The organism is Arcticibacterium sp. GJ41-1 (genome assembly GCF_055808875.1).
Genome location: NZ_CM147888.1, coordinates 2364272 through 2390511, shown reverse-complemented (window position 1 = coordinate 2390511; position 26240 = coordinate 2364272). Strand labels below are relative to the sequence as shown.

Sequence of the window (26240 nt, the reverse complement as noted above, 5' to 3'; positions counted from 1 at the left end):
CTAAACCCCTATTCCTTTTCCATTTACAAGATTATCTTTGTTTAACCTTTTCAAATAGATGAAGTCAAACAAAAAACTAGGTAGTTATCCCGGAATCCTTATCACTCTAAGTCTTACAGTGGCACTTTTTCTTATTGGCTTCTGTGGATGGGTGGCATTTTCATCCAAAGAGCTTATTAAATACATTAAGCAAAACATAGAGGTACAAGCATATCTTGACAGAAACCTTAGTGAAGCCAAGATTGATTCTATTCATCAGGTTATTGCCTCATTCCCAGAAATTGAGAAAAAAGGAGATGCGAGTTTAATAACCTTTATCTCTAGTAAAACTGCAGCAGAAAATTTCTTAGCTGAAACGAATGAGAGCTATGAAGAAATTTTAGGGGACAATCCTTTTAGAGATGCCTTTAACCTAAAGGTCAAAGAGGAATTACTTACTGATGGCGAATTAGCCATTTTGAAACAAAAGATAGAAGCGGTGTCAGGTGTTTATGAGGCAGATTATGCTAAAGACTTTGTCAATGGCATAACAGAAAATGCTAATAAAGCCTATTTGATTCTCTCGGCTATTGTACTCATATTCTTAATTGCTACTATATTATTGATTAATAATACCATAAAGTTGGCACTATACTCGCAGCGTTTTATTATCAGAACTATGCAGCTCGTGGGTGCCACAAATGGCTTTATTCAAAAACCATTTGTTTCAAAAGGATTGCTCCAAGGTTTTATTGCTGGGGTGATAGCATCAGCTCTTATTTTGATAACGCAGCAGCTAGCATTAAAACAAGTAGATGGTTTAAGTATAATTCAGAACCAGCAAATGATGATTTATGTCATTGTTATCATGCTAATTCTTGGGCCGCTAATAGGTTTAGTAAGTACTTTTCAGTCGATAAATAAATATTTAAACGTAGATTTAGACGATTTATATTAATAAGCAGACCTCATGTCAAAAAATAAAAAAATAGCCAATAAAACATCCGTTGATGCACCACCAGCTGCAAAAGCGGCACAGACTTCTCCAGCTTCTGGCTTGCCATTTGGTAAAAGTAATTTCCAATTTATGTTAATTGGAATCGGAGTAATTCTTGCGGGTTTTATAATCATGACCTTAGACAAAGAAGAATTCGGTTTCGGATTTTTGGGAATTACCTTAGGGCCAATAGTGGTCTTTTGTGGTTTCATGATAGAACTATATGCCATCTTAAAGAAAAAAGCGTAAGGAATGGATTATATACAGGCCATTATTTTGGCTATTATTGAAGGTATCACTGAATACCTTCCGGTTAGCTCTACGGGGCATATGATTATTGCATCCTCTATTATGGGGATTGATAAGGATGATTTTACTAAGATTTTTGAGGTGCAAATTCAGTTTGGTGCTATACTCTCTGTGGTAGTGCTTTATTGGAAACGCTTTATACAGTCTTTAGACTTTTACTATAAGTTGTTTGTTGCGTTTATTCCAGCTGCTGTCATTGGTCTTTTGCTTAATGATTACATAGACATGTTACTAGAAAATGTAATTGTAGTTGCAGTTATGCTAGTTCTAGGTGGAATTGTCCTTGTTTTTATTGATAAGGTTTTTGAGGACAAGCCTCAAAAAGATGATATCAGTTACGGTACGGCTTTAAAAATAGGTTTCTTTCAATGTATCGCCATGATTCCTGGCGTGTCAAGGTCTGCTGCATCTATTATTGGAGGTATGACACAAGGTTTAACTAGAAAGTCTTCAGCAGAGTTCTCTTTCTTTTTGGCTGTGCCTACCATGTTTGCAGCAGCTGCCTATAAAATGTTAAAAGGTTATCTTGATGGAAACTTAACATTTAGTAATGAACAGATTAAACTTTTAATCATTGGTAATGTAGTTGCCTTTATTGTAGCCTTAGCTGCCATAAAATTCTTCATTGAGTTTCTTCAAAAATATGGTTTTAAAGTATTTGGCTATTACAGAATAGTAATTGGTCTAATAATTCTAGGCATGTTAGCCATGGGATACGACTTAAGCGTTTAATGGATTATTTCGACGAAAACGGTACTGTACTACTTATTGACAAGCCGCTAAAATGGACTTCTTTTGACGCAGTAAAAAAAATAAGATGGGCGGGAAAATTTAAGAAAGTGGGCCATGCCGGCACTTTAGACCCTTTGGCTACTGGTCTTCTTATCCTATGTACAGGAAAAAAGACTAAGCAAATAGAACAATATCAAGCTCAAGAAAAAGAATACACAGGCACTTTTACTTTGGGTACTACCACGCCATCGTATGATTTAGAAACTGAGTTTGACCAAGATTTCCCTACCGAGCATATCACTAAAGAGGCTCTTGCAGAAGCTGTCAGTAAAATGACAGGGCTAATTGAGCAAACTCCTCCCATCTTTTCTGCTGTTAAAGTGAATGGAAGAAGGGCATATGATGCTGCCAGGAAAGGGGAAGAAATTAAATTGAAAATTAGGGAGGTGGAAATCAAAGCTTTTGAAATTGATGATTCCAACTTCCCTGTAATTGCTTTCAGAATTGTTTGTTCAAAAGGAACCTACATTAGAAGTATGGCCAATGACTTTGGCAAACTACTTAATTCTGGAGCCCATTTATCAAGCCTTAGAAGAACTAAGATTGGCGATTTTTCTGTTGATGATGCGGAAGATGTCTTGGCTGTGGCTGAAAAAATTAGAACGATACGTGAAAGTTTATAGAGAGTTAAGCGAATTTACCCCCTTAAAAAATGCGGTGGTAACCTCTGGTACCTTTGATGGTGTACATATAGGTCATCAAAAAATCATTTCTAGGCTTTTACAAGCCGCAAAAGAAACCCAAGGCGAAAGTGTGGTGATAACATTTTGGCCCCATCCTAGGCTTATTATTTCTCCCGACCGTGAAAACCTAAGGTTGCTTTCAAACTTAGATGAGAAAATTGTTTTATTAGCCAATTTAGGGGTAGACCATCTTATTGTTTTACCTTTTACCAGAGAGTTTTCCGAGTTAAGTTCTGAGAAATATGTAGAAGATATTCTAATCTCAGGAATAGGTACAGAGACTTTAGTGATTGGTTATGACCACCGTTTTGGAAAAAACAGAGAAGGTGGTTTTGATTACCTAAAAAAGAACTCAGAACGCTTTAAAATAGATATTGTTGAGATTCCTAGGCAAGAGATTGACAGTTTAACTATTAGTTCTACCAAAATTAGAAATGCCCTGCAAAAGGGAGAAGTTAAGGTTGCCAATGAGCTCTTAGGAAGAACTTATTCTTTTCAAGGTTTGGTAAAAAAAGGACGTCAATTGGGTAGAACCATAGGTTTTCCTACAGCCAATGTTAATGTGTCAAAGAAGTATAAGCTTATTCCTGCTACAGGTGTTTATGCGGTCAAAGTGCACCTTAGAGGTGAAATTTTAAACGGTGTAATGAATATAGGTAATCGTCCTACCGTAGAAGGTACCGGGATTACTCAAGAAGTACATATTCTAGATTTTGACGACGACATTTACGGTGAAACGCTCAAAGTAGAAACTATTGACTATATCCGTCCTGAACTAAAATTTGACGGTGTAGACGCATTGGTAACCCAAATTAATAAGGATTGTGAGGCAGCTAGGAGCATATTGAGCTAGTTTTTAAAATAGCTCAATATGCTAAGCTTTTAAATATTCTTCACATAACTACCCAAAATCTTAATCTCTTTAGGATATTTAGCTAAAACATCCGCTAGGTTTTTCTCTTTGTAATTACCCATTACTTCAATAAAAAACCAGAAGTTAAACTCCTGACTACCTTTATAAGGACGACTCTCTATCTTAGTAATATTGATTTCATTCTGCTTAAACTCATTTAAGAAATCAGCTAAAACACCCGAAGTCTCCGTATTTTGAAGCCTTGCTATCATTGTGGTCTTATCATTCCCGCTAGGCTGATTTTCAAATTCCTTGGCAAGAATAAAGAAACGTGTTCTGTTATTACTATTATCTTCTATGTTTTGAAAAACCATAGGCAGACCAAAAAGTTTAGCCGCTATTTCAGAACAAATTGCTGCACTTTCAGGGTCTTCAGAAGCCATTTTAGCAGCTTTTGAGGTTGACTCTACCTGAATTTCTTCAATATCTTGTTGTTCAAAATACTTGTTTAAAAATCCACGGCACTGTCTAAAAGCTATATCTTTCGAATAGATTCTTTTGATATCAGTCAGTTTATTAGCCATAGAACCCAATGCAAAATGAATGGATAATTTTAATTCAGCTACTATACTGACATCCATTTCATTGAGCAAATCAACCGTTTCGTAAACTATACCAGCCTGATTATTTTCAATAGGAATAACCCCAAAGCGAGCTCTTTCAGTATCTACAGCTTCAAAAACAGACTTAATAGAAGGCAGCATGATGTAATCTCCCAAAGCTCCAAATCTACTTTCGGCGGCTTGATGTGTAAAACTACCCTTTGGCCCCATGTAGGCTATTTTCTCAGGAAGCTCTATGTTTCTAGCTGTAGCAAAAATCTCTAAAAAAATGGCTTCAATAGCCTTAGGGCTAAGAAGACCATTATTCTCCGCAGATAACCTTGAGATAATTTCCTTCTCACGTTCTGGTCTGTAAACAACTGTGTTGGTCTGATGTTTTAATACACCTACCTTTTTTACCAGTTCCATTCGCTCATTAAGTAGTTTGAGCAATTGGCTGTCAATTGTATTAATGCCTAATCTAAGTTCGTCTAAATTCAATTTAGTCTTGAGGTTTATAGTGGTCGTCCCAGTTTTTGACATTTGGGTCTTTAATTTTACCCAAACTTTTACCTACTAGCAAAGCTACGGTAGCGTCACTGGTAACATTGACAGCGGTTCTTACCATGTCTAAAGGTCTGTCTACCGCAAATATAAGAGCAATTCCTGCTGGATTAACACCAATGGATTCCAAAACTATCACCAGCATCAAAATACCTGCACCAGGCACGGCAGCCGTACCTATAGAAGCCAAAGTGGCTGTAAGTACTATAACAAGCTGGTCGGAAAGTGTCAAGTCATTCCCAAAAACCTGGGCAATAAATACTGCAGCAATACCCTGATAAAGGCTGGTACCATCCATATTGATGGTAGCTCCTACCGGGCAAACAAACGAAACTACGTCTTTTTCTACACCCAAATGCTCCTCTACCCTTTCCATAGTAACAGGAAGCGTAGCTGCACTAGAACTAGTAGAAAACGCCAACAACTGAGCTGGCGAAATTCCATTTAAGAAGGTTTTAAAGTCAATACCAGTAAATATTTTTACCACAGAAGGATAAAAAACAAATAATAAAAATGCTAAACCAAACACTACCGTTAATGCATATGCACCAAGTGCAATAAATACATCTGACGAAGGAGCTTCCACCATTAAGGTGGCTAGCAATGCAAAAACACCAAATGGAGCAAAAAGCATGATGATGTCAATCATCTTTAATATCACCTCATTAAGACCATCAAAGAAGTCTTTGACCGGCTTAGATTTACTAGGCTCAATCAAGATAATGCCTATTCCGAAGAATACAACAAAGAAAATAATCTGCAACATATTGCCATTAGAACTTGCAGCAGCCACTATATTATCAGGAATAATGTCAACTAGGGCGTCTAGTGGTCCTCTTTCCTTCGTTTGATTTGCAGATGCTATTCTAGTATCAGCTTCTCCCGCAAAACTCTGCATCATTTCTACGCGAGTACTTTCTTCAATAAAACTACCTGGCTTTACAATGTTAACTAGTAAAAGTCCGATTGATATCGCAAAAATAGTAGTTAGGATATACATCCCGATGGTTCTAGACCCCATCTTAGACAGTTGACGAATATCATTTAAATCTGAAACACCTTTAACTAGAGAAGCAATGATTAAAGGAATGGCTATTAATTTAAGGGAATTAATAAATATGGTACCGAAGGGTTTTATCCAATCGACCACAAAATCTTTTCCCCAAGGAAACATAAGAAATAGAGCCCCAATAAGTAGACCCGCGAACATTCCAATAATAATCTGCCAATGCAGAGCAATTTTTCTCATAGATATAATTTTTTCAGAGCTTAAACAGTTTCTAAATCCTCTGTTGGAATCTGGTCTTCTTCTACTATATCTTTTTCTACTTTCAGGTTTTCAATGATGAACTTTTGACGTTCAGGAGTATTCTTTCCCATAAAGTATCCTAAGATTTTAGCAATGCTAGATTCTTTTTCGAGTATTACGGGATCCAATCTAATATCTTTTCCTATGAAACCTTCAAATTCGTGCGGAGAAATCTCACCAAGCCCTTTAAATCTAGTTATTTCAGGTTTTCCTCCAAGTTTTTTAATTGCATGCTGTCTTTCATCGTCAGAATAGCAATAGATGGTTTCCTTCTTATTCCGTACTCTAAACAGGGGTGTTTGAAGAATATATAGGTGTCCACCCCTAACCACATCCGGAAAAAACTGTAAAAAGAAAGTTAACAGTAATAATCTAATGTGAGAACCGTCAACATCAGCATCTGTCGCTATCACCACTTGATTATATCTAAGACCGTCCATGCCGTCTTCTATATTCAGTGCATGCTGCAATAAGTTAAACTCTTCGTTCTCATAAACTACTTTCTTACTCAAGCCAAAACAGTTCAAAGGTTTCCCTCTCAAACTAAATACGGCTTGCGTTTCTGGGCTTCTAGCTTTCGTAATACTACCGGAGGCCGAATCACCCTCTGTAATGAATAATGTTGTATTTAACCTGTCTTCATATTTGACATCGGTCAAATGATACTTACAGTCTCTTAACTTCTTATTATGCAAACTTGCCTTTTTAGCTCGCTCATTTGCCAATTTTTTAACACCTGCTAATTCCTTCCTTTCTCTTTCAGACTGCTCTATTCGCTTCTTTAAAGCATCTTTAGTCTCAGGATTCATGTGAAGGAAGTTATCAAACTGCTCCTTCACAAAATCATTGATAAAAGTCCTTACCGTTTGAGCATTATCTTCTGGCGAAATAGTAATAGAACCTAATTTCGTTTTAGTCTGCGACTCAAAAACTGGTTCTTGCACTCTAATAGATATTGCACCTATAATAGACGCTCTAATATCCTCTGCGGCATAATCTTTACCGTAATGGTCTCTAACCGTTTTGACAATGGCTTCCTTAAAGGCGGACAAGTGCGTTCCTCCCTGTGTAGTATTTTGCCCATTTACAAAAGAAGAATACTCTTCTCCATACTGGTTACTATGCGTCAGAGCCATTTCAATATCAGCTCCTTTTAAATGCACAATTGGGTATCTAAGATTTGCCTCTTCCGTTTTTCTAAGAAGTAAATCCAAAAGTCCATTCTGAGAAATAAACTTCTTTCTGTTAAAGTTGATAGTTAATCCTGCGTTCAAATAGCAGTAATTCCATATCATACTTTCAATGTACTGCGGTATGTAATGGTAATTTTTAAAAACTGAATTATCAGGCACAAACTCTATCAGCGTACCATTCTTCTCTGTCGTTATTTCTAGTTTTGATTGCTCTTTAAGTACGCCGACGTTAAATTCAGCCCAAGCAGTTTGACCTTCACGAAAGGCCTGAACTCTAAAAAACGAAGAAAGTGCATTCACTGCTTTAGTACCCACACCATTTAGACCAACAGACTTTTGGAAGGCTTTACTATCATACTTTGCCCCTGTATTAATCTTTGACACCACGTCTACTACCTTTCCTAAGGGAATTCCTCTACCATAATCTCTCACGGTTACACTCCCGTCATCAATTACAATATTTATGGCTTTACCGTGCCCCATCGCATATTCATCAATGCAATTATCCATCACCTCTTTTAGTAATACATAAATGCCATCGTCTGCAGATGCTCCATCACCTAACTTTCCGATATACATACCTGGTCTAAGTCTTATGTGCTCTTTCCAGTCTAATGAGCGAATACTATCCTCATTGTATTGCGGTTCTTTTTCTTCAGCCATTGTTAATCTATCAGCAGTAGTATAATTATTAAATCATTAAGCAATATTTAAAACCTATTTGAGTTCTCAAAACCAAAAATCTTCCGTTATTTTGCAGGAATTTAATACTAAGAGAGACCCAAAAGTGGTTTACAATATATTTAAATGTTTGTCTATGAATTTGTCCAAAGTTAGGAATTCAGATTTAATCTCGAAAGTTCTAATTGGTATTATACTTCTTACTTTTTATTCAGGCTCTAGCTGGGCTCAAACCTATCCAGTTTATCCTCAAACTATCCCCAATACTGGTACTACCATACCAGGCTATCCACAGCAAGGTTACCCAACGGGTCAAACCCAAGGTAAAACTATGCAGCAAACGCCACAAGATGGCTTTAGAGCAAATGGGCTTACAGATGAAGACACTGAGGCCATGACTCATGAAGACTCTGTAGCCTTAGTTATGGAAGAAAGGGAAATGGAAGACATTGCTATTGAAACGCTAAGACGAAAAATATTTGGTTACAAGCTTTTCAATCTTCAAAACTTTGACCCAAACGCTGTTCATAACATTCCTACACCAAACAATTACGTTTTAGGAACAAATGATCAACTTATCATTGATATCTATGGTTATTTGCAAGAGCACCAAGAAGTAGTGATAAACCCTGACGGTTACATTACTTTAAGTAGAGCCGGTCTTATAAAGGTTTCTGGTCAAACCATTGAAGATGCTACAGAAAGTATCAAGAGAGCTCTCACTAAGATTTACCCAGGTATTAGTAATGGCACCATGAAACTTAAGATCTCTCTAGGAGATGTCAGAAGCATAAAAGTAAGTGTCACAGGTGAGGCAGTTGCTCCTGGAACTTACACTATGAGCTCTTTAAGTACAGTTAGTTCTGCTCTTTACAGAAGTGGCGGACCTAACGAGATAGGCTCTTTCAGGCAAATAAAGGTCATTCGTAATAACTCAACTGTAGCTACACTTGACCTTTACGATATACTCATGAAAGGCTTTTCAAAGGATGATATTCTTTTAAAAGACCAAGATGTTATTCTTATAGGACCATTTGTAAATAGAGTTATTGTAGGTGGGGGAACTAAGAGAGCGGGCTATTTTGAATTACTTCCAAATGAAACCTTATCAGATGCCATCTCTTACGCTGGTGGTTTTGGAACAAAATCATACACACATAGGCTAAAAATTTACCGAAACACGAGTAAAGAAAAAGAGATTGTAGATGTAATGAACACAAACTACGATAGCTTCGCCATGACAAATGGTGACTCTGTTTTTGTCAATGAAGTTTTAGAGAGGTTTTCAAACCTTGTAAGCGTAGAAGGTGCGGTTTACAGACCTGGAGAATACTCTCTAAATAGCAACCCAACACTAAAATCACTAATAGAATCTTCTGATGGACTTATGGACGATGCCTTAATGGGAAGAATATCCATAGTAAGAACTAACGCTGATTTGTCTACAGAAAACCTTTCCGTAAACTATAGAGACATTTTATCCGGAAACACGGCGGATGTAGTGCTAAGGCGTGAAGACCTAGTTATAGTTCCATCAATATTTGACTTAACAGAGGTGGCTTTTGTTAGAATCCAAGGTTCTATTAATAATCCTGATGCAGAAGCTGGCGTAGAGTTACCTTATGCCAAAAACCTAACTTTAGAAGATGTTATAGTTAGAGTAGGTGGTTTAACAGAAGCGGCAAGTTTATCAAGAATTGAGATAGTTCGAAGAAAAAGAAACGTGGATATAACCAAAGTAAATGCTCAAATTTCTGACATTATTAGATTAGACGTAACGCCAGATTTAGAAGTAGTAAGTGGAAAAGAGAATGTAATTCTTCAACCATTTGATGAAATCTTTGTTCGTTCTTCTCCTAACTATGAAGAGCAAACTTATGTTAAAATTGAAGGTGAAGTTTTTTATCCCTCTACTTACGGAATAGCTAGTAAAGATGAAAAGATATCTGATTTGATAAAAAGAGCGGGAGGCTTGACTTTACAAGCTTATAGCCCAGGAGCTACGCTTGTTAGAACGGTACAGCTTTCGGAATTAGAGCTAGAGCAAAAAAGAAAAACACTGGAAGCCCTAAGTACTGGAGGAACAGATACTCAGGTAATTGAGATAGACGAGGTGGAAGAAACAAGAGAAGAATCTATTGATATTGACTTAGCTGAGATTATAAAATATCCAGGAGAGGTTGGAGATTTAACATTACAAGATGGTGATTTGATTAAAGTACCTAAACTTCTAGAGACTATTAGAATTCAAGGCGAAGTACTTTATCCTACCACAGTAAAATATATGAAAGACTCAGCCTTTAAAAACTATATATCAGGAGCAGGTGGATTTACTAAGAAATCTTTGAGAAGAAAATCATACGTTCTTTATCCAAATGGTTCTGTTGATAGAACAAGAAAATTCTTAGTTTTTAATATTTACCCAAAAATAGAACCAGGTTCCGAAATAATAGTACCACAAAAAGCACAGAACAATGCTGACCAATTAGCTAGCTTTGCAAATGTATTAGGAACACTTAGTGCTACCCTTGGTACAATCTTCAGTATTTATGGATTCATTAGTCTAGGTAAATAGTTTAAACAGCCCTTATGGAATTAGAAAGTAACACAGAACGTCAAGTATCCACAAAAGAACTGATGAGTCAATTTTTTGACTTTTTAGATCTTCTGGCTAGTAAATGGAGAATTTGGCTTGCAGCCCTTTTAATAGGTGCTTCTCTGAGCCTAACCTTAGACTTATTTGTAGAAAAAGAAAGCCTTTATAGAAGTACTATAATTTTCAACCTAGAGTTAGGTGGAGGAAATGGCCAAAGCCAATTAGGTGGCCTTGCAAGCACCTTTGGTATTTTCAATCAAAATACAGCTTCTGGTGGTGACCTTTTCACTAGTCAAAACTTTCCAACACTCCTTAGGTCTAGAGCGGTAATGGAAAGAGCTCTAATGAAAACCGTAGTAGTAAATGGTGATTCACTTTTGATGATAAACTACATAGCGGATAGTAGTAATATCAAAACGAACGAATGGGGAGGCAGTTTATTCAGAAAACCTTTTCAAGCAGCAATAGACCATAAATTTGAGGATAAGGATATAAATGAGTTTTCTCAATTAGAAAACTTAATGGTTAATGCCATTTATGATAAAGTGAAGGAAACTACCTCAGTAGAGTTAGTTGAAACCACAAGTAGTATCATGGTTCTTACCGCTAAACTTACCAATGAGATGTTGGTAAAAAAATGGGTAGAGGCTGTGCTTCAAACTACAGAAGAGTTCTATGTGGAAATGAAAACTAAGAAAACCAGAGAACTCCTGGAAACACAGAAAGAACAGTTAGTAAAGATAGAATCGGAATTATCACAGACCGATGGTCGTATGGCTAGATTAACTTTTGAGAACCCTAATGTGGTAGACCCAAGAGCAAGTCTTTATCAAACCCAAACCCAAAGAAAGAGTAGCTTTTTATCAACACAATATTTAACCCAGTTAAATACTATAAAAAGCTTAGAAAGAGTGATTATAGAGCAAACACCAATTTTCACTATCGTGGAAGAAACAAGATTGCCTCTAGAAAGAGAAGATGCGGAAACAGGTTTGAACCTAAAATTAAGTAGTTTAGCATTTCTTGTGCTTACCATCATTGTTATAAGTTTGGCAGATTCTTATAAAAAAATCATGCAAGACCAATAAACCGGAGTATTTTGGACAATAAGAAAGTAAAAGTTATATCTTCATATCCCTCCTTTTGGGATTACTGGAAAGAAGTATTTGATTATCGCGAGTTATTTTGGATTCTTGCTAAGCGAGACATCATGGTTAGGTATAAGCAAACCATTTTTGGTGTTTTGTGGAGTATCTTAAGACCTTTAATATCCTCCATGGTTTATGTTTTTGGAGTAAACAGAATTGGTACCCTTGGGGAAAATTCAGAAATACCGTACATCCTAGTTATTTTATCTGGTAATATACTCTGGCTATTTTTCTCACAATCACTAATGACTATAAGTTTGAGTGTGGTGACTAATAACAACCTCGTTTCTAAAGTCTTTTTCCCAAGAATTATTATACCATTTAGTTCCTTCTTTTTAGGCTTATTGGATGTCATTATTGGTTTATGTGTCTTTATTGGTTTTTGCTTTTACTACAGCTACATACCAGACTATAAAATAATTTTTGCTCCGCTATTTATCATTCTAGCTTATTTGGCAGCAAGTGGTATTGGGTTATTTGCGTCAGTACTAAATGTGAAATATAGAGATATTGGTCAGCTTATTCCTTTTGTCATAAGTTTTGGTTTGTTCATCTCTCCAGTACTTTATACCACAGATACTGTAGCATCTCACTGGACTTATAAATTATTTGTTCTTAATCCTGTCACTGGCTGTATTGATGCATTCAGATGGGCTCTTTTAGGAGATGCTTTTACATTTAACTGGGATAGTTTCATTCCCCTCTTAGTATTTTGTTTTGTTACCCTTTTTGTGTCAATTCGCTATTTCAGAAAACACGAAAGTTCGTTTGTAGATTACATCTAATATTTTATGCCTGCTATAGAAATAAAAAATGCTTCAAAAAGCTATCTTATTAAACACAAGCTTAGTAAGACTAATACGCTTAGAGAAGATTTAGTCAACTTTTCAAAGTCGGTTTTCTCCAAAAAGAATCCCTCTGAGAAAGAGCTCTTTTGGGCTTTGCAGAACATAAACCTGACTGTAGAGAAAGGTGATAGACTAGGCGTAATTGGTTCAAACGGAGCAGGAAAATCAACATTACTTAAAATACTCAGTAGAGTAACGGCACCTACCACAGGTGAAATAAGAATTCAAGGAAGAATGGCCAGTCTCTTAGAAGTAGGGACAGGCTTTCACCCAGAACTTACGGGACGAGAAAACATCTACCTGAATGGCTCCATCCTTGGTATGAAAAACCATGAGATAAATGCTCAATTTGATGCTATTGTGGAATTTGCAGGTATTCAACAGTTTTTAGATACTCCTGTTAAAAGATACTCTTCAGGAATGTATGTAAGGTTAGGTTTTGCTATTGCAGCACACCTTGAACCTGAAATCTTAATTGTAGATGAAGTTTTAGCCGTAGGTGATGCCGATTTCCAAAAGAAAAGTATTGGAAAAATGCGTGACGTTTCAAAAAGCGGAAGAACAATTCTGTTTGTAAGTCACAATCTAACTGCCGTTCAAAACCTTTGCAATAAAGGTGCATTTCTCCGAAAAGGCGAATTGATTGACTCAGGCGACATAAATTCGGTGATTAATAACTACGTTCAAAACGTGGCTTCTTTTCAGGTTAAACAAGAATGGACAGACCAGTCAAAAGCTCCTGGAGACAATGGGATTTTGGCTAAAAGAATTGAGCTAAAATCTAATGAGGAACTAGAAACTGGTACACAGCTTACCACAGCTACTCCACTTAAAGTAGAATATGAGTTTTGGAATGACCACGATGATGTTAAACTGAATGTGAGTATTTTCCTTTACACCATGACTGGCCAATGTATTTTCAACATAGCCAATGAAGGTAAAATATATAAAAAAGGACTTATAGCTACCGAATTTAATATTCCTGGAAACTTCTTAAATGATGGTTCTTACTTTATTTCCATGATGGTGGTTAAAGATGAGTCTAAGCCTTTATTCTTCTTTGAAGAGGCTCTTATGTTCGATATTCAAGACTTTAGAGAAGACGTAGAATGGGTAGGTAAATGGCCTGGTGCTATTAGACCTTTAAACCTAAAATTAAAAACTTGGCAAAAAGAGTTTAATAAGTAGTATTTTGCTTAAAGCCTTTTATTAATTTTAAGAAACTTCATAACCCCATTGAATTGAGCATTTTTGTTACCCAAGCTTTTTTACCGCCTAAGGAAGAGTACCAAGCCTACATAGATAAAATCTATGAGACAAATTGGTTAACGAATAATGGTCCATTACTTCAGGAGCTAGAGGGTAAACTTAAAGACTATCTTGGTTTAGAAAGTTTGATTTATGTATCAAATGGTACTATTGCTCTTCAACTTGCCATAAAATCTCTTGAGTTATCTGGTGAAATAATTACCACGCCATACTCTTACTGTGCTACCACTACTTCCATACTTTGGGAAAATTGTAAGCCAGTTTTTGTTGATGTCAATTCAAATGATTTCAATATAAATCCAGAATTAATTGAGGCTAAAATAACCGATAAAACATCAGCAATTTTAGCTACACACGTTTATGGAAATCCATGTGATGTTTTGGCTATTGAGAAAATCGCTAAAAAATATAATTTACCCGTAGTTTATGATGCTGCCCATGGTTTCAATGTTAAACTTAATGGGAAATCGCTTTTATCATATGGTGATATCGCTACCTGTAGTTTCCATGCTACTAAAGTTTTCCATACGGTAGAAGGCGGTTCTATATCTGTCAACGGAAAACCTGAACTGGCTAAAAAGATATGGTATTACAGAAGTTTTGGCCATGTTAACGACGATTATGTTAGCCTAGGTATCAATGGTAAAAATTCTGAGTTTCATGCTGCCATGGGATTGACAAACCTTCCCCATGTAGAAGAAATCATCAAAAAGAGAAAGGTCATTTTTGATATTTATGATGCACAGTTAAATTTTGACCATATTTTCAGACCGTATACAGAACAAAAGAACTTTGAATACAATTATGCTTACTACCCAGTAGTATTTGAAAGTAAAGAAATCACTGATGAGATAATAGCTAAACTAAAGGAAGCTGATGTATTCCCAAGAAGATACTTCTATCCTTCTCTAAACACATTGGGCTATGTAAATAGCTCAGATAAATGCCCAGTTTCTGAATCCGTTTCTCATAGGGTACTTTCTCTTCCTCTCTTTCCTGGATTGCCTGAAAGTGATGTAATCAGAATTAGTAAGATTATTAACGAAGTGCTTCAAAAAAATGGCTAGCAAACCTAACATACTATTTGTAAGTCACGATGCTAACCGTGCTGGTGCTCAGCTATTTCTTCTAAATATAATGAAGGATTTTAAAGCTGCCGGATATGGTGTTCAGCTGCTTTGCCTTCTAAAATGGGGACCACTTTTAAGTGATTTTGAGTCTATTTGTGAAGTAAAAGAATCGCCTAAAAAATCGAAAAAGAAATCTAAAATTCTCTCAAAAATCATAAAGACCGATTCTAAAAAGGACTTTAAAGATTTTATTGAAGAAAGTTACCGTTCTCAGAAAATTGACTTTATATATGCTAATACAATAGCCACCGCGTGCTCTGCTACGCAAATTAAAGAGGTACTTCAAGTTCCATTGATTTCTCATATTCATGAACTTCAGTTTTCTCTTGACCTTTATGCAGGAAAATCTGAGAAAGAAAACCTTCTTAAATCATCCGATGGCATCATAGCATGCTCCCAAGCAGTTAAAGATAATTTAGTAGAAGCTGACCCCTCTTTAGACTCAAAAACTACTGTGATTCATTCTTTTGTAGATAATGAGTCAGTACTGAAACTCTTCAAAAACTCTATTCCCAATAGCATTAAAGAAGATTTCAACCTTCCTCAAGATGCTTTTTTGGCTGGGGCTTGTGGAAATGCAGAATGGAGAAAAGGATTAGACATTTTTATTAGCTTGGTTAATGCTATTAAGCAAAAGAATACCTCTCAAAAGATTCACTTCGTTTGGATTGGACTTAAAGCAGAGGGAAAGTACTACGAGCAAATTATGTATGATGTTCGTAAAATGGGCATTGCTGATTATGTAACTTTTATTAGCCCCACTTCTAAAGCTGTTGAAATTATAAATGCACTGGATGTATTTGTGGTAAGTAGCAGAGAAGATCCATTTCCTTTGGTAATGTTAGAAGCGGCACTTTGTCAAAAGCCCATCTTAGGTTTTAAAAACACGGGCGGTTGTTCTGAATTTGTGAAAGATGAAGCTGGTATCTTAGCTGAATATCTTGATGTCAATGGAATGGCAGAAAATCTTCTTTTTTTAGCCAGTAATAAAGAGATTAGAGAAACAAAGGGGAAAAACGGACATAACTCTATCCTTACAAATTATAGCTTTGAGCACTCTGTGGAGAAACTAAAGCAATATTTAGATAAGTTTTAGTTCTAAGCTCAAAGGTGATTTAAACAGCTATACATCACGGATTCCAAGCCCAAATTAGCTTATTTTATACTTTTTCTTCTTCTGAAAAGAAATCACTTTCTTCTTTTGTTAGAAGCCTAGACTTGATAATAAACCTTACTCCCAAAGGTATTTCCAACGAAAAACTTGAGCCTCTTCCTTCTGTCACATCTAAAGTAAGGTGTGTATGTTTCCAATACTCATATTGGTCGCGAGCCATATAAAAAGGATAGCCTGCTACTTCCCCTAATTGAATATCGGTTTCATTAATATAGAAGTCTCCAAGCGGATAGCACATTGGAGCAGAACCATCACAGCATCCTCCACTTTGGTGAAAAATCAAATCACCATACTGCTCTTTCAGTTTAGAGATAAGTTTGATTGCTTTGTCGGTTGCTATTACTCTTTTTGATTCCATATTAAATAAGATTAAACTGAAGTAAGGAGACTCAAATGAGCCTCCTTATTGCTAATTTTTTAAAAGAAACCCATCTTCTTTTTGTCGTAAGAAATCAACATATTTTTAGCTTGTCGATAGTGTCCTAGCATCATTTTATGGTTTTCTCTACCAATACCAGACTTCTTATACCCACCAAATGGAGCATGAGCTGGATAATTATGGTAGCAGTTTACCCACACGCGGCCTGCTTCTATAGCCCTAGACACTTTATAAGCTTCATGTGTATCTCTGGTCCAAACGCCAGCACCTAAACCGTATAATGTATCATTAGCAATTTCTATAGCCTCTGCCTCATCTTTAAAAGTGGTAAGGCAAACCACAGGTCCAAATATTTCCTCTTGGAATATTCTCATCTTATTATTCCCTTTGAAAACCGTAGGTTTGATATAATAGCCTTCAGCCAAACCATCTATAGTAGCTGCGGCTCCGCCTGTCAAAAGCTCTGCTCCCTCCTCTTTTCCTATTTCTATATAGTTTAAGATTTTCTCATACTGGTCTTTTGACACTTGTGCTCCCATCATGGTTTCAGCATCTAACGGATGTCCTAATTTAATGGCCTCCACACGCTCAATAAACCTTTCAATAAAGGCATCAGCAATAGACTCGTCTACCAGAATTCTGGAAGGACAGGTACATACTTCACCTTGATTAAGAGCAAAAAGTGTAGCTCCTTCTAAACACTTATCAAAGAAATCATCATCAGCTTCCATGATGCTTTTGAAAAACACATTTGGAGACTTCCCTCCTAGCTCCAGCGTTACTGGAATAATATTCTTCGAAGCATATTGCATGATTAACTGCCCCGTAGTGGTCTCACCAGTAAAAGCAATTTTATTGATTCTAGAGCTAGACGCCAAAGGCTTCCCTGCCTCTAAACCAAAACCATTAATTACGTTTAAAACACCAGATGGAAGAATATCTTTTATCAAATCCATCAATACCATGATTCCTACCGGAGTTTGTTCCGCTGGCTTTAAAACCACACAGTTCCCTGCTGCTAAAGCTGGTGCCAGTTTCCAAGTAGCCATAAGTAACGGGAAGTTCCAAGGGATAATTTGACCAACTACACCCAATGGCTCATTTATAATAAGCGAGAGTGTATTAGCATCTAACTCTGATGCTGAACCTTCTTCTGCTCTAATTACTCCTGCAAAATACCTAAAGTGGTCTACCGCAAGAGGCATATCTGCCGCTCTAGTTTCTCTAATGGCTTTTCCATTATCCCATGTTTCTACCCTTGCTAATAAATCTAAGTTAGCTTCTATAACATCAGCTATTTTAAGGAGCATGTTGCTTCTTTCTGTTGCCGATGAATTATTCCATTGCGGTGCTGCCGCCCATGCAGCATCAATAGCGAGGTTTACATCTTCTTCTGTAGAACGGGCTACTTTAGTGAAGTCTTTACCATCTACTGGAGAGTTTGCACTAAAATATTGACCTTTTAAAGGAGCTACCCATTTACCTCCTATAAAGTTATCGTATTGCTCTTTAAACTTTGGCTTACTAGCGAGAGTCTTGCTTATCATTTGTACGTCAGACATAATCTATGTTAGGTTTGTTTAAATAAAATATTATAGTACAAATCAATCATAGAAAATTTACATTAAGTAGCACAATTCTCTTAGTTCATTTCAAAATCACGCCAAGCTATGTCATTATCCTCCCAAAGCTTTCACTATACTCTTAAATACTAGCACAAAAGCCATTCATAAAGTCATATTTCTTGGTAGAATTTTACAATTTAAGTACATTTATAACACAAGAAACAGGAAATATATGCTCTCATTATCATCTTCTTTCTCTTCCAGAAGAAAACTGGAAACCTTGGTGGAAAACAGAACCATCCACACGCTTAATAATGCGGAGCTTAATATTTTCGAAACTCATCAACAGGCTAATGAAGTACTTTTGAAGTTTCCTGACCCTGTATTAGCGAGCATGTTAACTGGAAAAAAGATAATGCACTTACAAGGACTTGAATCCTTTGATTTTCTTCCAGGTGAGTCTGTGATTTTACCACAAAATGAATTGATGTGCATTGACTTCCCGGAAGCTACCGCTATTAAGCCCACACAATGTTTGGCTTTGGCATTTTCTACTGATTTGATAAAATCAACGATTCAAATTCTAAACGAAAAAAGCCCGAAGCAGGAGGGTAAAGAATGGAAAATGACAGACTACAATTTCCATTTCACCAATGACATTGCCATACAGCAAATACTTCAACGTTTGATTTTCATTTTTGCAGAAAACCATCCTTCTAAAGACATTTTTGCAAATTCATTATTACAAGAACTCCTTATAAGAATAGTCCAAACCGAGTCAAAAGGGCTTCACCTTAAAAACGCGAACGCCAACTGTACTGATGACAGAATCTCTTATATTATTAAGTTTATCAAAGAGAATATCACAAAACAACTTTCTGTAGAGAACTTAAGCGATAAAGCTTACATGAGCGAGTCTAGCTTTTATAGAATTTTTAAAAACGAAATGGGCATTTCGCCAAACGATTTTATAATAGAAGAACGTATCAAAATAGCGGAAGAAGTACTTAAAAGAAAGAAAACAAGTATAAAAGAAGCCTACTTAGCGAGTGGTTTTAACAGCTTTTCTTATTTCTGTCGTGTATTCAAAAAGAAGAAGAAAATCTCTCCTTCTCAATATAAGGCCAAAGAAAATTCACTGGCCCAGTGGGTTAATTAGGTTTACTCTTCAAAACCGAAACTGTTACTAAAAGTTGGCCCAAATGCCGCTGTGCATGTTCGGCAGCATGAAATAATAATCCAATAACCGTGGATGGCAATTGCTTTCTACCTACTCCCCTTGCTTCTATAAGCTTGGCTACATCTAAAGATTTGAAGTAAATAAGAGCCTCATTTACTTTAGCTTCAAAAGCATTTATCAGTTCCTCTTTTTTAGGTATAGGCTCCATAGCTTTCTCATTCCTTAAAAAATCAAATTGCTCTTTACTTAGAGATTCTCCTTTAGCATAGGTGAGCATTCTATCTAAAACCCCAGTTAAATGTTTCAAATGAAATGAAGGCGTAGCTCTGCCAGCTATTTCTTCTATCAAAAGTTCATTAGGAACATCCTTTAATATCAAGTGAAGTTCTTCTGCTGTTTGGAGTAAAGCATGAGCCGCTGGCTGCAATAAGGCCGGAATTTCAGGAATAGAACCTCTAAGCCACACTTCGGGTAGTTTTTCTTTTGACAATGTTCTTGGTTTTGATTTGACTAAAATAGACAAACGTAAATTAGTCTAAAGCTTTTTAGCATCCTTAAATTTGTACTTTTATTACAAAATAGCCTTGTTTTACTATAAACCAATAATAATCTAGACATGATAATATCTAAAAAAGTAAGCATTACAAGAATCATTTCTGGTACTGGAAGGCACTTCCTTTTTGACTTAATTACCTGTGTTCTTACTTTTTTTGTTTTTAGCCGCTTTCAAGCTTTTGGTATAGAATTACCGGTTTTAATTCCATCTGTATTGGGTACTGCCTTGGCTTTCTTTATTGGTTTTAATAATAACCAAGCGTATGATAGATGGTGGGAAGCCAGAAAGATTTGGGGTGCTTTGGTTAATGACTCTCGTACTTGGGCTAGGCAAGTACTTTTCTTTTATAAAGACAAGCCTGAAATGTCTAAAGTGGCTATTGACAGGCATATAGCCTTTATATATGCTTTAAAAGAAAATCTTCGTGATAGTAATGCTAAAGAATATTTGAAATATTTAAGTGAAGAAGACCAAGCTTATATAGCTAACGAATCCAACAAGGCTAATGCTATTTTATCAATCCAGACTAGGGAGCTTAACGAGGCCTACAATAATGGAAATATTGACGGTTTTAGATTTTTAGAACTAAATAAAATGTTAGTCAATTTTTGTAATGAAATGGGAAAATCAGAGCGAATTTCTAATACCGTTTTTCCTACTACTTATAATTACTACACCAGTATTTTCATTTGGGTATTTATTGTCACGGTGACAGCCGTTGCTTCGCAAAGTGTAGGGGTATTGTCTATTGCGGTAGGTACTTTAATAGGTTATGTATTTCTAACCACCCATAAAATTGGTCAGTCTTTGCTAAATCCTTTTGAAGAAATTCCTACTGGTATTCCTATCACACAAATAAGCCGAACCATTGAAATCAACATGCTGCAAACTCGCAAAGAAACAGTTCTTCCTCCAGCTATTGAAAGTGTAGATGGTGAATATATTATGTAAATGCTAAAGCTATATTTCACTTAGGTAAAATGGCAATTAGAAAACCGTAATCCTATGAAATAAAGGCTAATACCTAGATCATCAGAGCTAAAATTTGATAAAATATTTCAAGTAGTTATAAAAATAGAATCCATTTAAACCTATATAATCTATAGACTTTAAGTATAAGTCTTTAAACTCCCTTTCTTCATGGTTTATTTGACGTAACATCCGCCAATCCTTCTTAATTTTGGGTACAACAAAACATACAATTCTTAAAGTAAATTTCCAGTTTATATAGCTAATATTAAATGCTTTAAGAGCTTATTACTTCGTGGTAAAAAATAAACTTAAGCGTGGGCTTAGATTGTCTCGGTATGTCATTTACAAAGAGACCTTGGTTGACACTAGAGAGCATCTTTGGTCGTTTCTTGGAGCATTTATTGGCATTGCTATTATTGCCTTTTTGCAAAGCCACTTTTTAACAAAAGACGAAAACATCTTTTTAATTGGCTCTTTTGGAGCATCCAGTGTCCTTATTTATGGAGCCATCCAGAGCCCCTTATCTCAGCCAAGAAATTTAATTGGAGGTCATTTGATATCTGCAGCTCTTGGTGTAACGGTTTATAAGCTATTTCCTGATATCATTTGGCTTACGGCACCTTTAGCAGTTTCTCTGTCCATTGTGCTGATGCAAATAACCAAAACATTACATCCTCCTGGAGGTGCCACCGCCTTAATAGCGGTAATGGGTTCTGAAAAAGTAACAGAACTTGGTTATATTTATGTGCTATCTCCGGTACTCACTGGAACCTTAATACTCTTTGGAGTAGGGCTCATATTTAATAATATAACGCCTTATAGAAAATACCCTACAAGCAGGAGGTTTACTAATTCCATCAAAAAAATATTCAGAGGAAAACTTACCAAGTCTATTTTTAGTCGCTCTTAACAAAGCTCATATTCCCTTAAGCTCATAATATTATTTTGTCTCCATTCTTGCTAATAGTATCTTCGCAGAAAAAATAAATTACAGTGATAGAAAAAATCAAAAACAATCCGCAAACTGTTCAGTTCAAAGAGGTAATAGACTTCATAGAATCTAATTATAACTTCACTCCCACTGCCTTCAAAAATGGTAAAACCCAAAATGAAGCTGGTCAAAACAATGGTTCTTGCAAAGTTTTTGCTTTCAGTCTATTAAACCAATTAAGTAAAGATGAAACACTAGCCTGTTTTGGTGATTACTATCGTAAAGACGTTTTAGAAAACCCTGAAGCTACTGACCACCAAAACATTAGAAATTTCATTAATACTGGCTGGGAGGGTGTTGTTTTTGAAAGCGAGGCTTTAAAGCTCAAGTAAAAATATCCTAATCCAAAAGACTGAAGCTTAAGGTGTGCGAATAAAGTTAGTTTAAAATCTTTTTTCGGCCATTCTTCTTCGTGTCCTTTAAATTCTAAACCACTAGAATGAAGAGGCATAAAACACTCACGCTCAATAAATTTAGAAAAAAGCTATTTAAGCATATTCTTATATAGCTTTTTTTCGTTCGGACAATATTTACAGACCTTCGGACACTATTTAGGGTCATTGGGATAAGATCGGTTGCATGTACCCGAACATAATTGGTATTTGGGTTTACTTTTTAACTAAACCCGTGCTAGTCAGCACTATAAACATAGACCGAATAATCATGAAAAAAATAACTATATGTCTATTGATGCTATTGCCTTTTGTAGGCTTTAGCCAAAAAAAAGTAAACGGAACTATTTATATCGAGCACCCAGCACTAGGAGTAGTAGATGCTTTTACCAAAGCTTTAGTTAAAGGAGATACCACCGCCATGGCTAAACTCATGACAGATGACTTTAGAGCCTACAATCCAGTAACTTCTAGTCGTTTTGATAAAGGTGAAAGTAAATCAAATTTCCTACAAACCGCCAGGATTTGGTTTGAGGAACTTAACTATTTTTCTATTGAATCAGCAGAAGGATCCTATCCAGATGCCTTTGAATATACTAAAGACCCAAGTGACAATAATGCCGTAACTGTAGATAGCTGGGATATTCTAAAAGGAGTACATAAGAAAACAGGTGTTAAAGCTGATATGTATGTACACCGTTCATTTTCGCTTACAAAAGCCAACAAGATTAGAAGGGTAGCTAATTATATTAACCCTGAATTTGGAAACGAAATTAGAAGAGGATATAGTGAAAGGAAAAACGGAATCATTTATAACCAACATGAAAACATCAATTCTCTAAGGTTAATGATGGCAGCGGCTGAATATGTAGATAAAGATAAGTATTATAGTTTTTTTGACGAAAATGCCACTTATACTGACATAAACAATCCTTCAGAGGAGCCAATTACGATTGATGAATTAAAGGAGAATAACACGAAATTTCTAGAGGCTTTTGAGATAGTACAAATAGAGCAAATTGGTTACCCTGACTATATGGAATATGAAATGGGAGGTACTGGGGTGTTATACTCTTGGTGGGATTTTCACGTAATAAGAAAATCTGATAAAAAGGAGATTACCGTTCCCTTTCATTACCAGCATAATGTAAATAAAGACGGTAAAATTGTGCATACCATTGTTTACTACAATGGTGCATTGTTTAGGTAAAATGTAAAGCACAATTCAAATGCCCTTCGGAATAAATCTGAAGGGCATTTTATATCATAGCCATTACTACCGACCAAAGAGAGAAATCGCTCTTACCTCAATCCAAAGCAGCCATACATTCTATCTCTACTTTTGCCCCTAAAGGCAAGTCGCCTTGTAGGGCACTTCTTGCTGGTTTATTTTCTGGAAAGTATTTCACATAAGCTGCACTCATGACTCCGAACTCAGCCATATCGGCTAGCATACAAGTGCACTTGATAACCTTATTCATGGATGTACCATTTGTTTCCAATATAGCTTTGAGGTTTTCCATAGTCTGAATAGTTTCAGCTTCTATGCCGCCTTCTACTATTTTTCCATTTGGTAAAGCACCTATTTGACCAGAAACATAAAGTATATCATCATAAGCCACTGCCTGCGAATAAGGTCTATTAAGTTTTGCAAACTCCTCTGTTTGTAAATATGTCACACCTTCCTTTTCAGGGCTCTCGCATGACCACATCGAAACTATTAAACCAAGAACCACTAGCCACTTTTTCATTCTAAATATTCGTTTTAATTAAATCACTACTTTCTCTAAACTTTCTAAATATTCGATTTTGACAGTCACGCCTAAACCAATTTCTTTTCCTAAACTTATAGCCCCATTTTCACCATAAGTCATACCCAATAAAACTGGGTCTTCCTCAAACATTAGTGGGGTGTCAAAGTCAATATGCTTTACACTTAAACTGGTCATTGCCAAATGAGCCGATGCAGTAAACCCGATACGAGACTCTAAAAAACCACCTATTTGAAGAGCTATTCCCGCTTTTTCTGCCTCTCCTATAATTTTCAGAGCCTTGAATATCCCAGAAGATTTTCCGAGTTTGATATTGATGGCATCACAAGCACCTAAATTTATTAGCCTCTTGGCATCATGATGGTCTAAACAGGATTCATCTGCCATAATAGTAATTGGGCTCTCCTTTTTAACCTTTGGCAAAGCCATAAACTCCCACCTTGGTATAGGCTCTTCACAGTGCTGAATGTTATAAGAATCCAAAGACTGCAGCGTTTCTATAGCCTCAGCCACAGCCCAACCTTGATTTGCATCTAAACGTAAAGGAATTTCCATTCCAATAGCTTCTCTTATGGCTTTAATCCGCTTTACATCTTCTTTCCCATTTTTGCCAAGCTTTACTTTAATTACCTCAAAACCTCGCTGCTTAATATCTAAAGCATCTGCCGCCATTTGGGTAGCATCACCTATACTTACCGTATAATCCGTTTTAAGTTCACGCGTTTCTTTGGCCCCTAAGAATTGGTAAAGTGGGAGTTTAGCTTCTTGCGATGCAATGTCATAAAGAGCTATATCAAAGGCACTCTTTATGCTGGAGTTCCCATAAATAGTTCTATCCATTACGGATGAGCAATGGGTCATATCTAATGGGTTTTTACCTTTTAAAACTTTAGCCAAATACTGACCAACCACAAAACAAGTATCCATACTTTCACCATTGATTGGCAAAAAAGGACTACACTCCCCTATTCCTTCTAAACCTGTGTTAGTGTATATTTTGACAATAATATTGTCGGCATACTTCATTTCGCCCAAAGAAATTATAAAAGGCTTTTTGAGTTTTATTGGAGATTTATAAATCTCAATTTTACTTATCTCCATCATTATCTTTTAAAGCATTGTACTCTTTCATAACCTCTAAAACCATATCAATAGGCAAAGCCTTTATTTCATGTCCATCTCTTCCTTTAGTGGTTTCTGCTGCAAATAGCGAGTTATAAATGGCCTCTTGTGTAGCCTCAATGGTAGCGAGGAACAACGGTGTCATGGCACCATTATCTAAAAAGCTATTTTGTAAAATGGGGGATGAACTACTATTAGGAATTAAATTTTCTTTTGCGGTAGACACGGCAATCACATAATCACCACTCCCATTAGAAGCTATTCCACCTGTTTTGGCTAAGCCCATAATAGCCCTTTTCGCCATTCTCTCCAAGTTTCTAGCATCCACAGGAGCATCAGTCATCACCACCATCATACAGGAGCCGTCTACATCATAAGTATAAGCTCTTGGATAGTTGTCTAAAGCTTTCGCTATAGGCACGCCATTTAGTTCAAAAACGCCACCGAAGTTAGTTTGTACCAACACGCCTACGGTGTAGCCTCCTAGCTTTTCAGGTATAACCCTTGAAGATGTCCCTATCCCCCCTTTGTATTGAAAACAAATAGTACCTGTTCCCGCTCCTACATTCCCTTCCGTTACCTTTCCTGTTTGAGCATTTTTAATGGCTGCTAAAACGTGTTCCTCTTTTACATGCCTTCCTCTTATATCGTTAAGGTAACCATCATTAGTTTCTCCCACCACAGCATTAACGGACCGGACGTTTTCATTACCAGGCTGACTAAGAGTATGGCTTATCAAAGCATTGGTAGCTGCCGCCACACTTAAAGTGTTTGTAAGAACTATAGGCGTTTCTATGTTTCCTAACTCTTTCACTTGGCTATATCCTGCTAGCTTTCCGTAGCCATTGCCTATATAAATAGCTGCCGGCAGTTTCCATTGATAAATATCTCCCTCATGAGGAAGTATGGCTGTTACACCTGTTCTTATGCTGTCGCCAATAGATAGTGTTGTGTGTCCTACCTTCACGCCTTTTACGTCGGTAATGGCGTTATACTTACCAGGTTTTAAAACACCTACCTCAATACCATATTCTCTAACACGAGGTTTCTGAGAAAATGCAGAAATAGAAACGAGTAAAAACAATAGAAGTAAATGCCGCATACCTTTTGGGAAGTTTTTTCTTTGAAAATAAGCCGCTTTGTGTAGAATATCGTTTTGAAATAGAGCTATTTTAGAATTTAGC

Annotated in this window: 25 protein-coding genes; 16 read left to right on the top strand and 9 right to left on the bottom strand. The window is 36.4% G+C overall.

All coding sequences use genetic code 11. The features are described 5' to 3' along the window. Nucleotides 1-58: 58 nt before the first annotated feature. Genes AC0L6O_RS09745 through AC0L6O_RS09725 form a run of 5 tightly spaced genes read left to right on the top strand, consistent with a single transcriptional unit; the run spans nt 59 to nt 3613 of the window. Complete coding sequence (locus AC0L6O_RS09745; protein ID WP_473308167.1) at nt 59-937, top strand: cell division protein FtsX; 879 nt, start codon at nt 59-61, stop codon at nt 935-937. A 12-nt stretch (nt 938-949) separates the two neighbouring features. Further along, on the top strand, nt 950-1225 hold the full coding sequence (locus AC0L6O_RS09740) for a DUF3098 domain-containing protein (RefSeq protein ID WP_473308165.1): 276 nt from the start codon (nt 950-952) through the stop codon (nt 1223-1225). Nucleotides 1226-1228: 3 nt separating this feature from the next. Beyond that, entirely contained in the window at nt 1229-2017 is a 789-nt protein-coding gene (locus AC0L6O_RS09735; RefSeq protein ID WP_473308164.1) for an undecaprenyl-diphosphate phosphatase, read from the top strand. Continuing rightward, entirely contained in the window at nt 2017-2700 is a 684-nt protein-coding gene (truB, locus tag AC0L6O_RS09730) for a tRNA pseudouridine(55) synthase TruB (protein ID WP_473308162.1), read from the top strand. Before AC0L6O_RS09735 ends, truB begins: the two co-directional genes overlap by 1 nt. Further along, complete coding sequence (locus AC0L6O_RS09725; protein ID WP_473308161.1) at nt 2687-3613, top strand: bifunctional riboflavin kinase/FAD synthetase; 927 nt, start codon at nt 2687-2689, stop codon at nt 3611-3613. The genes truB and AC0L6O_RS09725 overlap by 14 nt, the downstream gene beginning before the upstream one ends. A gap of 29 nt (nt 3614-3642) precedes the next feature. Here the strand turns inward: AC0L6O_RS09725 and pheA are convergent, their stop codons facing one another. The 3 genes from pheA to AC0L6O_RS09710 are packed head-to-tail and all read right to left on the bottom strand — an operon-like array spanning nt 3643 to nt 7944. Further along, a complete protein-coding gene (pheA, locus tag AC0L6O_RS09720; RefSeq protein ID WP_473308160.1) occupies nt 3643-4716 on the bottom strand; it encodes a prephenate dehydratase in 1074 nt (357 codons plus the stop codon). A gap of 1 nt (nt 4717) precedes the next feature. Then, nucleotides 4718-6028: a dicarboxylate/amino acid:cation symporter gene (locus tag AC0L6O_RS09715; protein WP_473308158.1), complete on the bottom strand. Its 1311-nt coding sequence runs from the start codon at nt 6026-6028 to the stop codon at nt 4718-4720. Between the two features lie 20 nt (nt 6029-6048). Continuing rightward, nucleotides 6049-7944, bottom strand: coding sequence for a DNA topoisomerase IV subunit B (locus AC0L6O_RS09710; RefSeq protein ID WP_473308157.1), 1896 nt, complete (start codon nt 7942-7944; stop codon nt 6049-6051). Between the two features lie 154 nt (nt 7945-8098). Here AC0L6O_RS09710 and AC0L6O_RS09705 point away from each other — a divergent pair, with 154 nt between their 5' ends. The 6 genes from AC0L6O_RS09705 to AC0L6O_RS09680 are packed head-to-tail and all read left to right on the top strand — an operon-like array spanning nt 8099 to nt 16049. After that, nucleotides 8099-10537, top strand: a complete 2439-nt coding sequence (locus AC0L6O_RS09705; protein WP_473308155.1) for an SLBB domain-containing protein — start codon at nt 8099-8101, stop codon at nt 10535-10537. A gap of 14 nt (nt 10538-10551) precedes the next feature. Beyond that, nucleotides 10552-11646, top strand: coding sequence for a hypothetical protein (locus AC0L6O_RS09700; protein WP_473308153.1), 1095 nt, complete (start codon nt 10552-10554; stop codon nt 11644-11646). Between the two features lie 11 nt (nt 11647-11657). Beyond that, complete coding sequence (locus AC0L6O_RS09695) at nt 11658-12491, top strand: ABC transporter permease (protein WP_473308152.1); 834 nt, start codon at nt 11658-11660, stop codon at nt 12489-12491. Between the two features lie 6 nt (nt 12492-12497). After that, the gene (locus tag AC0L6O_RS09690; protein ID WP_473308150.1) at nt 12498-13742 is read left to right on the top strand and encodes an ABC transporter ATP-binding protein; all 1245 of its coding nucleotides are present in this window, start codon (nt 12498-12500) and stop codon (nt 13740-13742) included. A gap of 53 nt (nt 13743-13795) precedes the next feature. Then, nucleotides 13796-14890 carry a DegT/DnrJ/EryC1/StrS family aminotransferase gene (locus tag AC0L6O_RS09685; protein ID WP_473308149.1) on the top strand — a complete coding sequence of 365 codons (1095 nt, stop codon included), beginning with the start codon at nt 13796-13798 and terminating at the stop codon, nt 14888-14890. Then, nucleotides 14883-16049, top strand: a complete 1167-nt coding sequence (locus tag AC0L6O_RS09680) for a glycosyltransferase family 4 protein (RefSeq protein WP_473308147.1) — start codon at nt 14883-14885, stop codon at nt 16047-16049. Before AC0L6O_RS09685 ends, AC0L6O_RS09680 begins: the two co-directional genes overlap by 8 nt. 64 nt (nt 16050-16113) lie before the next feature. Here the strand turns inward: AC0L6O_RS09680 and AC0L6O_RS09675 are convergent, their stop codons facing one another. Together AC0L6O_RS09675 and AC0L6O_RS09670 are read right to left on the bottom strand one after the other, a co-directional pair. Further along, nucleotides 16114-16485, bottom strand: coding sequence for a DUF779 domain-containing protein (locus AC0L6O_RS09675; RefSeq protein WP_473308146.1), 372 nt, complete (start codon nt 16483-16485; stop codon nt 16114-16116). Nucleotides 16486-16544: 59 nt separating this feature from the next. Next, on the bottom strand, nt 16545-18068 hold the full coding sequence (locus AC0L6O_RS09670; RefSeq protein ID WP_111370450.1) for an aldehyde dehydrogenase family protein: 1524 nt from the start codon (nt 18066-18068) through the stop codon (nt 16545-16547). A 235-nt stretch (nt 18069-18303) separates the two neighbouring features. Between AC0L6O_RS09670 and AC0L6O_RS09665 the strand changes: the two genes are divergently transcribed. Then, nucleotides 18304-19230, top strand: a complete 927-nt coding sequence (locus AC0L6O_RS09665; RefSeq protein ID WP_473308143.1) for an AraC family transcriptional regulator — start codon at nt 18304-18306, stop codon at nt 19228-19230. Here the strand turns inward: AC0L6O_RS09665 and AC0L6O_RS09660 are convergent. Next, the gene (locus tag AC0L6O_RS09660) at nt 19223-19741 is read right to left on the bottom strand and encodes a DinB family protein (protein ID WP_473308142.1); all 519 of its coding nucleotides are present in this window, start codon (nt 19739-19741) and stop codon (nt 19223-19225) included. The genes AC0L6O_RS09665 and AC0L6O_RS09660 overlap by 8 nt on opposite strands. A 126-nt stretch (nt 19742-19867) precedes the next feature. Between AC0L6O_RS09660 and AC0L6O_RS09655 the strand changes: the two genes are divergently transcribed. The 4 genes from AC0L6O_RS09655 to AC0L6O_RS09640 all read left to right on the top strand — a co-directional run bounded on the left by AC0L6O_RS09655 (nt 19868) and on the right by AC0L6O_RS09640 (nt 23372). Then, nucleotides 19868-20758 carry a bestrophin family protein gene (locus tag AC0L6O_RS09655; protein ID WP_473308141.1) on the top strand — a complete coding sequence of 297 codons (891 nt, stop codon included), beginning with the start codon at nt 19868-19870 and terminating at the stop codon, nt 20756-20758. A 313-nt stretch (nt 20759-21071) separates the two neighbouring features. Next, nucleotides 21072-21689 carry an HPP family protein gene (locus AC0L6O_RS09650; RefSeq protein ID WP_473308139.1) on the top strand — a complete coding sequence of 206 codons (618 nt, stop codon included), beginning with the start codon at nt 21072-21074 and terminating at the stop codon, nt 21687-21689. An 83-nt stretch (nt 21690-21772) separates the two neighbouring features. Continuing rightward, nucleotides 21773-22102, top strand: coding sequence for a HopJ type III effector protein (locus AC0L6O_RS09645; RefSeq protein ID WP_473308138.1), 330 nt, complete (start codon nt 21773-21775; stop codon nt 22100-22102). A gap of 331 nt (nt 22103-22433) precedes the next feature. Then, a complete protein-coding gene (locus tag AC0L6O_RS09640) occupies nt 22434-23372 on the top strand; it encodes a nuclear transport factor 2-like protein (protein WP_473308136.1) in 939 nt (312 codons plus the stop codon). A 97-nt stretch (nt 23373-23469) separates the two neighbouring features. On the opposite strand, the gene AC0L6O_RS09635 is transcribed toward AC0L6O_RS09640, so the two are convergent. The 3 genes from AC0L6O_RS09635 to AC0L6O_RS09625 are packed head-to-tail and all read right to left on the bottom strand — an operon-like array spanning nt 23470 to nt 26158. Beyond that, complete coding sequence (locus AC0L6O_RS09635; protein ID WP_473308135.1) at nt 23470-23913, bottom strand: RidA family protein; 444 nt, start codon at nt 23911-23913, stop codon at nt 23470-23472. A gap of 18 nt (nt 23914-23931) precedes the next feature. After that, complete coding sequence (locus tag AC0L6O_RS09630) at nt 23932-25038, bottom strand: mandelate racemase/muconate lactonizing enzyme family protein (RefSeq protein WP_473308133.1); 1107 nt, start codon at nt 25036-25038, stop codon at nt 23932-23934. Beyond that, a complete protein-coding gene (locus AC0L6O_RS09625; RefSeq protein ID WP_473308131.1) occupies nt 25022-26158 on the bottom strand; it encodes a DmpA family aminopeptidase in 1137 nt (378 codons plus the stop codon). Before AC0L6O_RS09625 ends, AC0L6O_RS09630 begins: the two co-directional genes overlap by 17 nt. Between the last annotated feature and the right edge of the window lie 82 nt (nt 26159-26240).

Coding starts and splice junctions, on each gene's coding strand:
- AC0L6O_RS09625 (WP_473308131.1), bottom strand. CDS start 26,158: ATGCGGCATTTACTTCTATTGTTTTTACTCGTTTCTATTTCTGCATTT.
- truB (WP_473308162.1), top strand. CDS start 2,017: ATGGATTATTTCGACGAAAACGGTACTGTACTACTTATTGACAAGCCG.
- AC0L6O_RS09740 (WP_473308165.1), top strand. CDS start 950: ATGTCAAAAAATAAAAAAATAGCCAATAAAACATCCGTTGATGCACCA.
- AC0L6O_RS09670 (WP_111370450.1), bottom strand. CDS start 18,068: ATGTCTGACGTACAAATGATAAGCAAGACTCTCGCTAGTAAGCCAAAG.
- AC0L6O_RS09635 (WP_473308135.1), bottom strand. CDS start 23,913: ATGAAAAAGTGGCTAGTGGTTCTTGGTTTAATAGTTTCGATGTGGTCA.
- AC0L6O_RS09665 (WP_473308143.1), top strand. CDS start 18,304: ATGCTCTCATTATCATCTTCTTTCTCTTCCAGAAGAAAACTGGAAACC.
- AC0L6O_RS09690 (WP_473308150.1), top strand. CDS start 12,498: ATGCCTGCTATAGAAATAAAAAATGCTTCAAAAAGCTATCTTATTAAA.
- AC0L6O_RS09705 (WP_473308155.1), top strand. CDS start 8,099: ATGAATTTGTCCAAAGTTAGGAATTCAGATTTAATCTCGAAAGTTCTA.
- AC0L6O_RS09640 (WP_473308136.1), top strand. CDS start 22,434: ATGAAAAAAATAACTATATGTCTATTGATGCTATTGCCTTTTGTAGGC.
- AC0L6O_RS09710 (WP_473308157.1), bottom strand. CDS start 7,944: ATGGCTGAAGAAAAAGAACCGCAATACAATGAGGATAGTATTCGCTCA.
- AC0L6O_RS09655 (WP_473308141.1), top strand. CDS start 19,868: ATGATAATATCTAAAAAAGTAAGCATTACAAGAATCATTTCTGGTACT.
- AC0L6O_RS09680 (WP_473308147.1), top strand. CDS start 14,883: ATGGCTAGCAAACCTAACATACTATTTGTAAGTCACGATGCTAACCGT.
- AC0L6O_RS09700 (WP_473308153.1), top strand. CDS start 10,552: ATGGAATTAGAAAGTAACACAGAACGTCAAGTATCCACAAAAGAACTG.
- AC0L6O_RS09745 (WP_473308167.1), top strand. CDS start 59: ATGAAGTCAAACAAAAAACTAGGTAGTTATCCCGGAATCCTTATCACT.
- AC0L6O_RS09715 (WP_473308158.1), bottom strand. CDS start 6,028: ATGAGAAAAATTGCTCTGCATTGGCAGATTATTATTGGAATGTTCGCG.
- AC0L6O_RS09675 (WP_473308146.1), bottom strand. CDS start 16,485: ATGGAATCAAAAAGAGTAATAGCAACCGACAAAGCAATCAAACTTATC.
- AC0L6O_RS09735 (WP_473308164.1), top strand. CDS start 1,229: ATGGATTATATACAGGCCATTATTTTGGCTATTATTGAAGGTATCACT.
- AC0L6O_RS09630 (WP_473308133.1), bottom strand. CDS start 25,038: ATGATGGAGATAAGTAAAATTGAGATTTATAAATCTCCAATAAAACTC.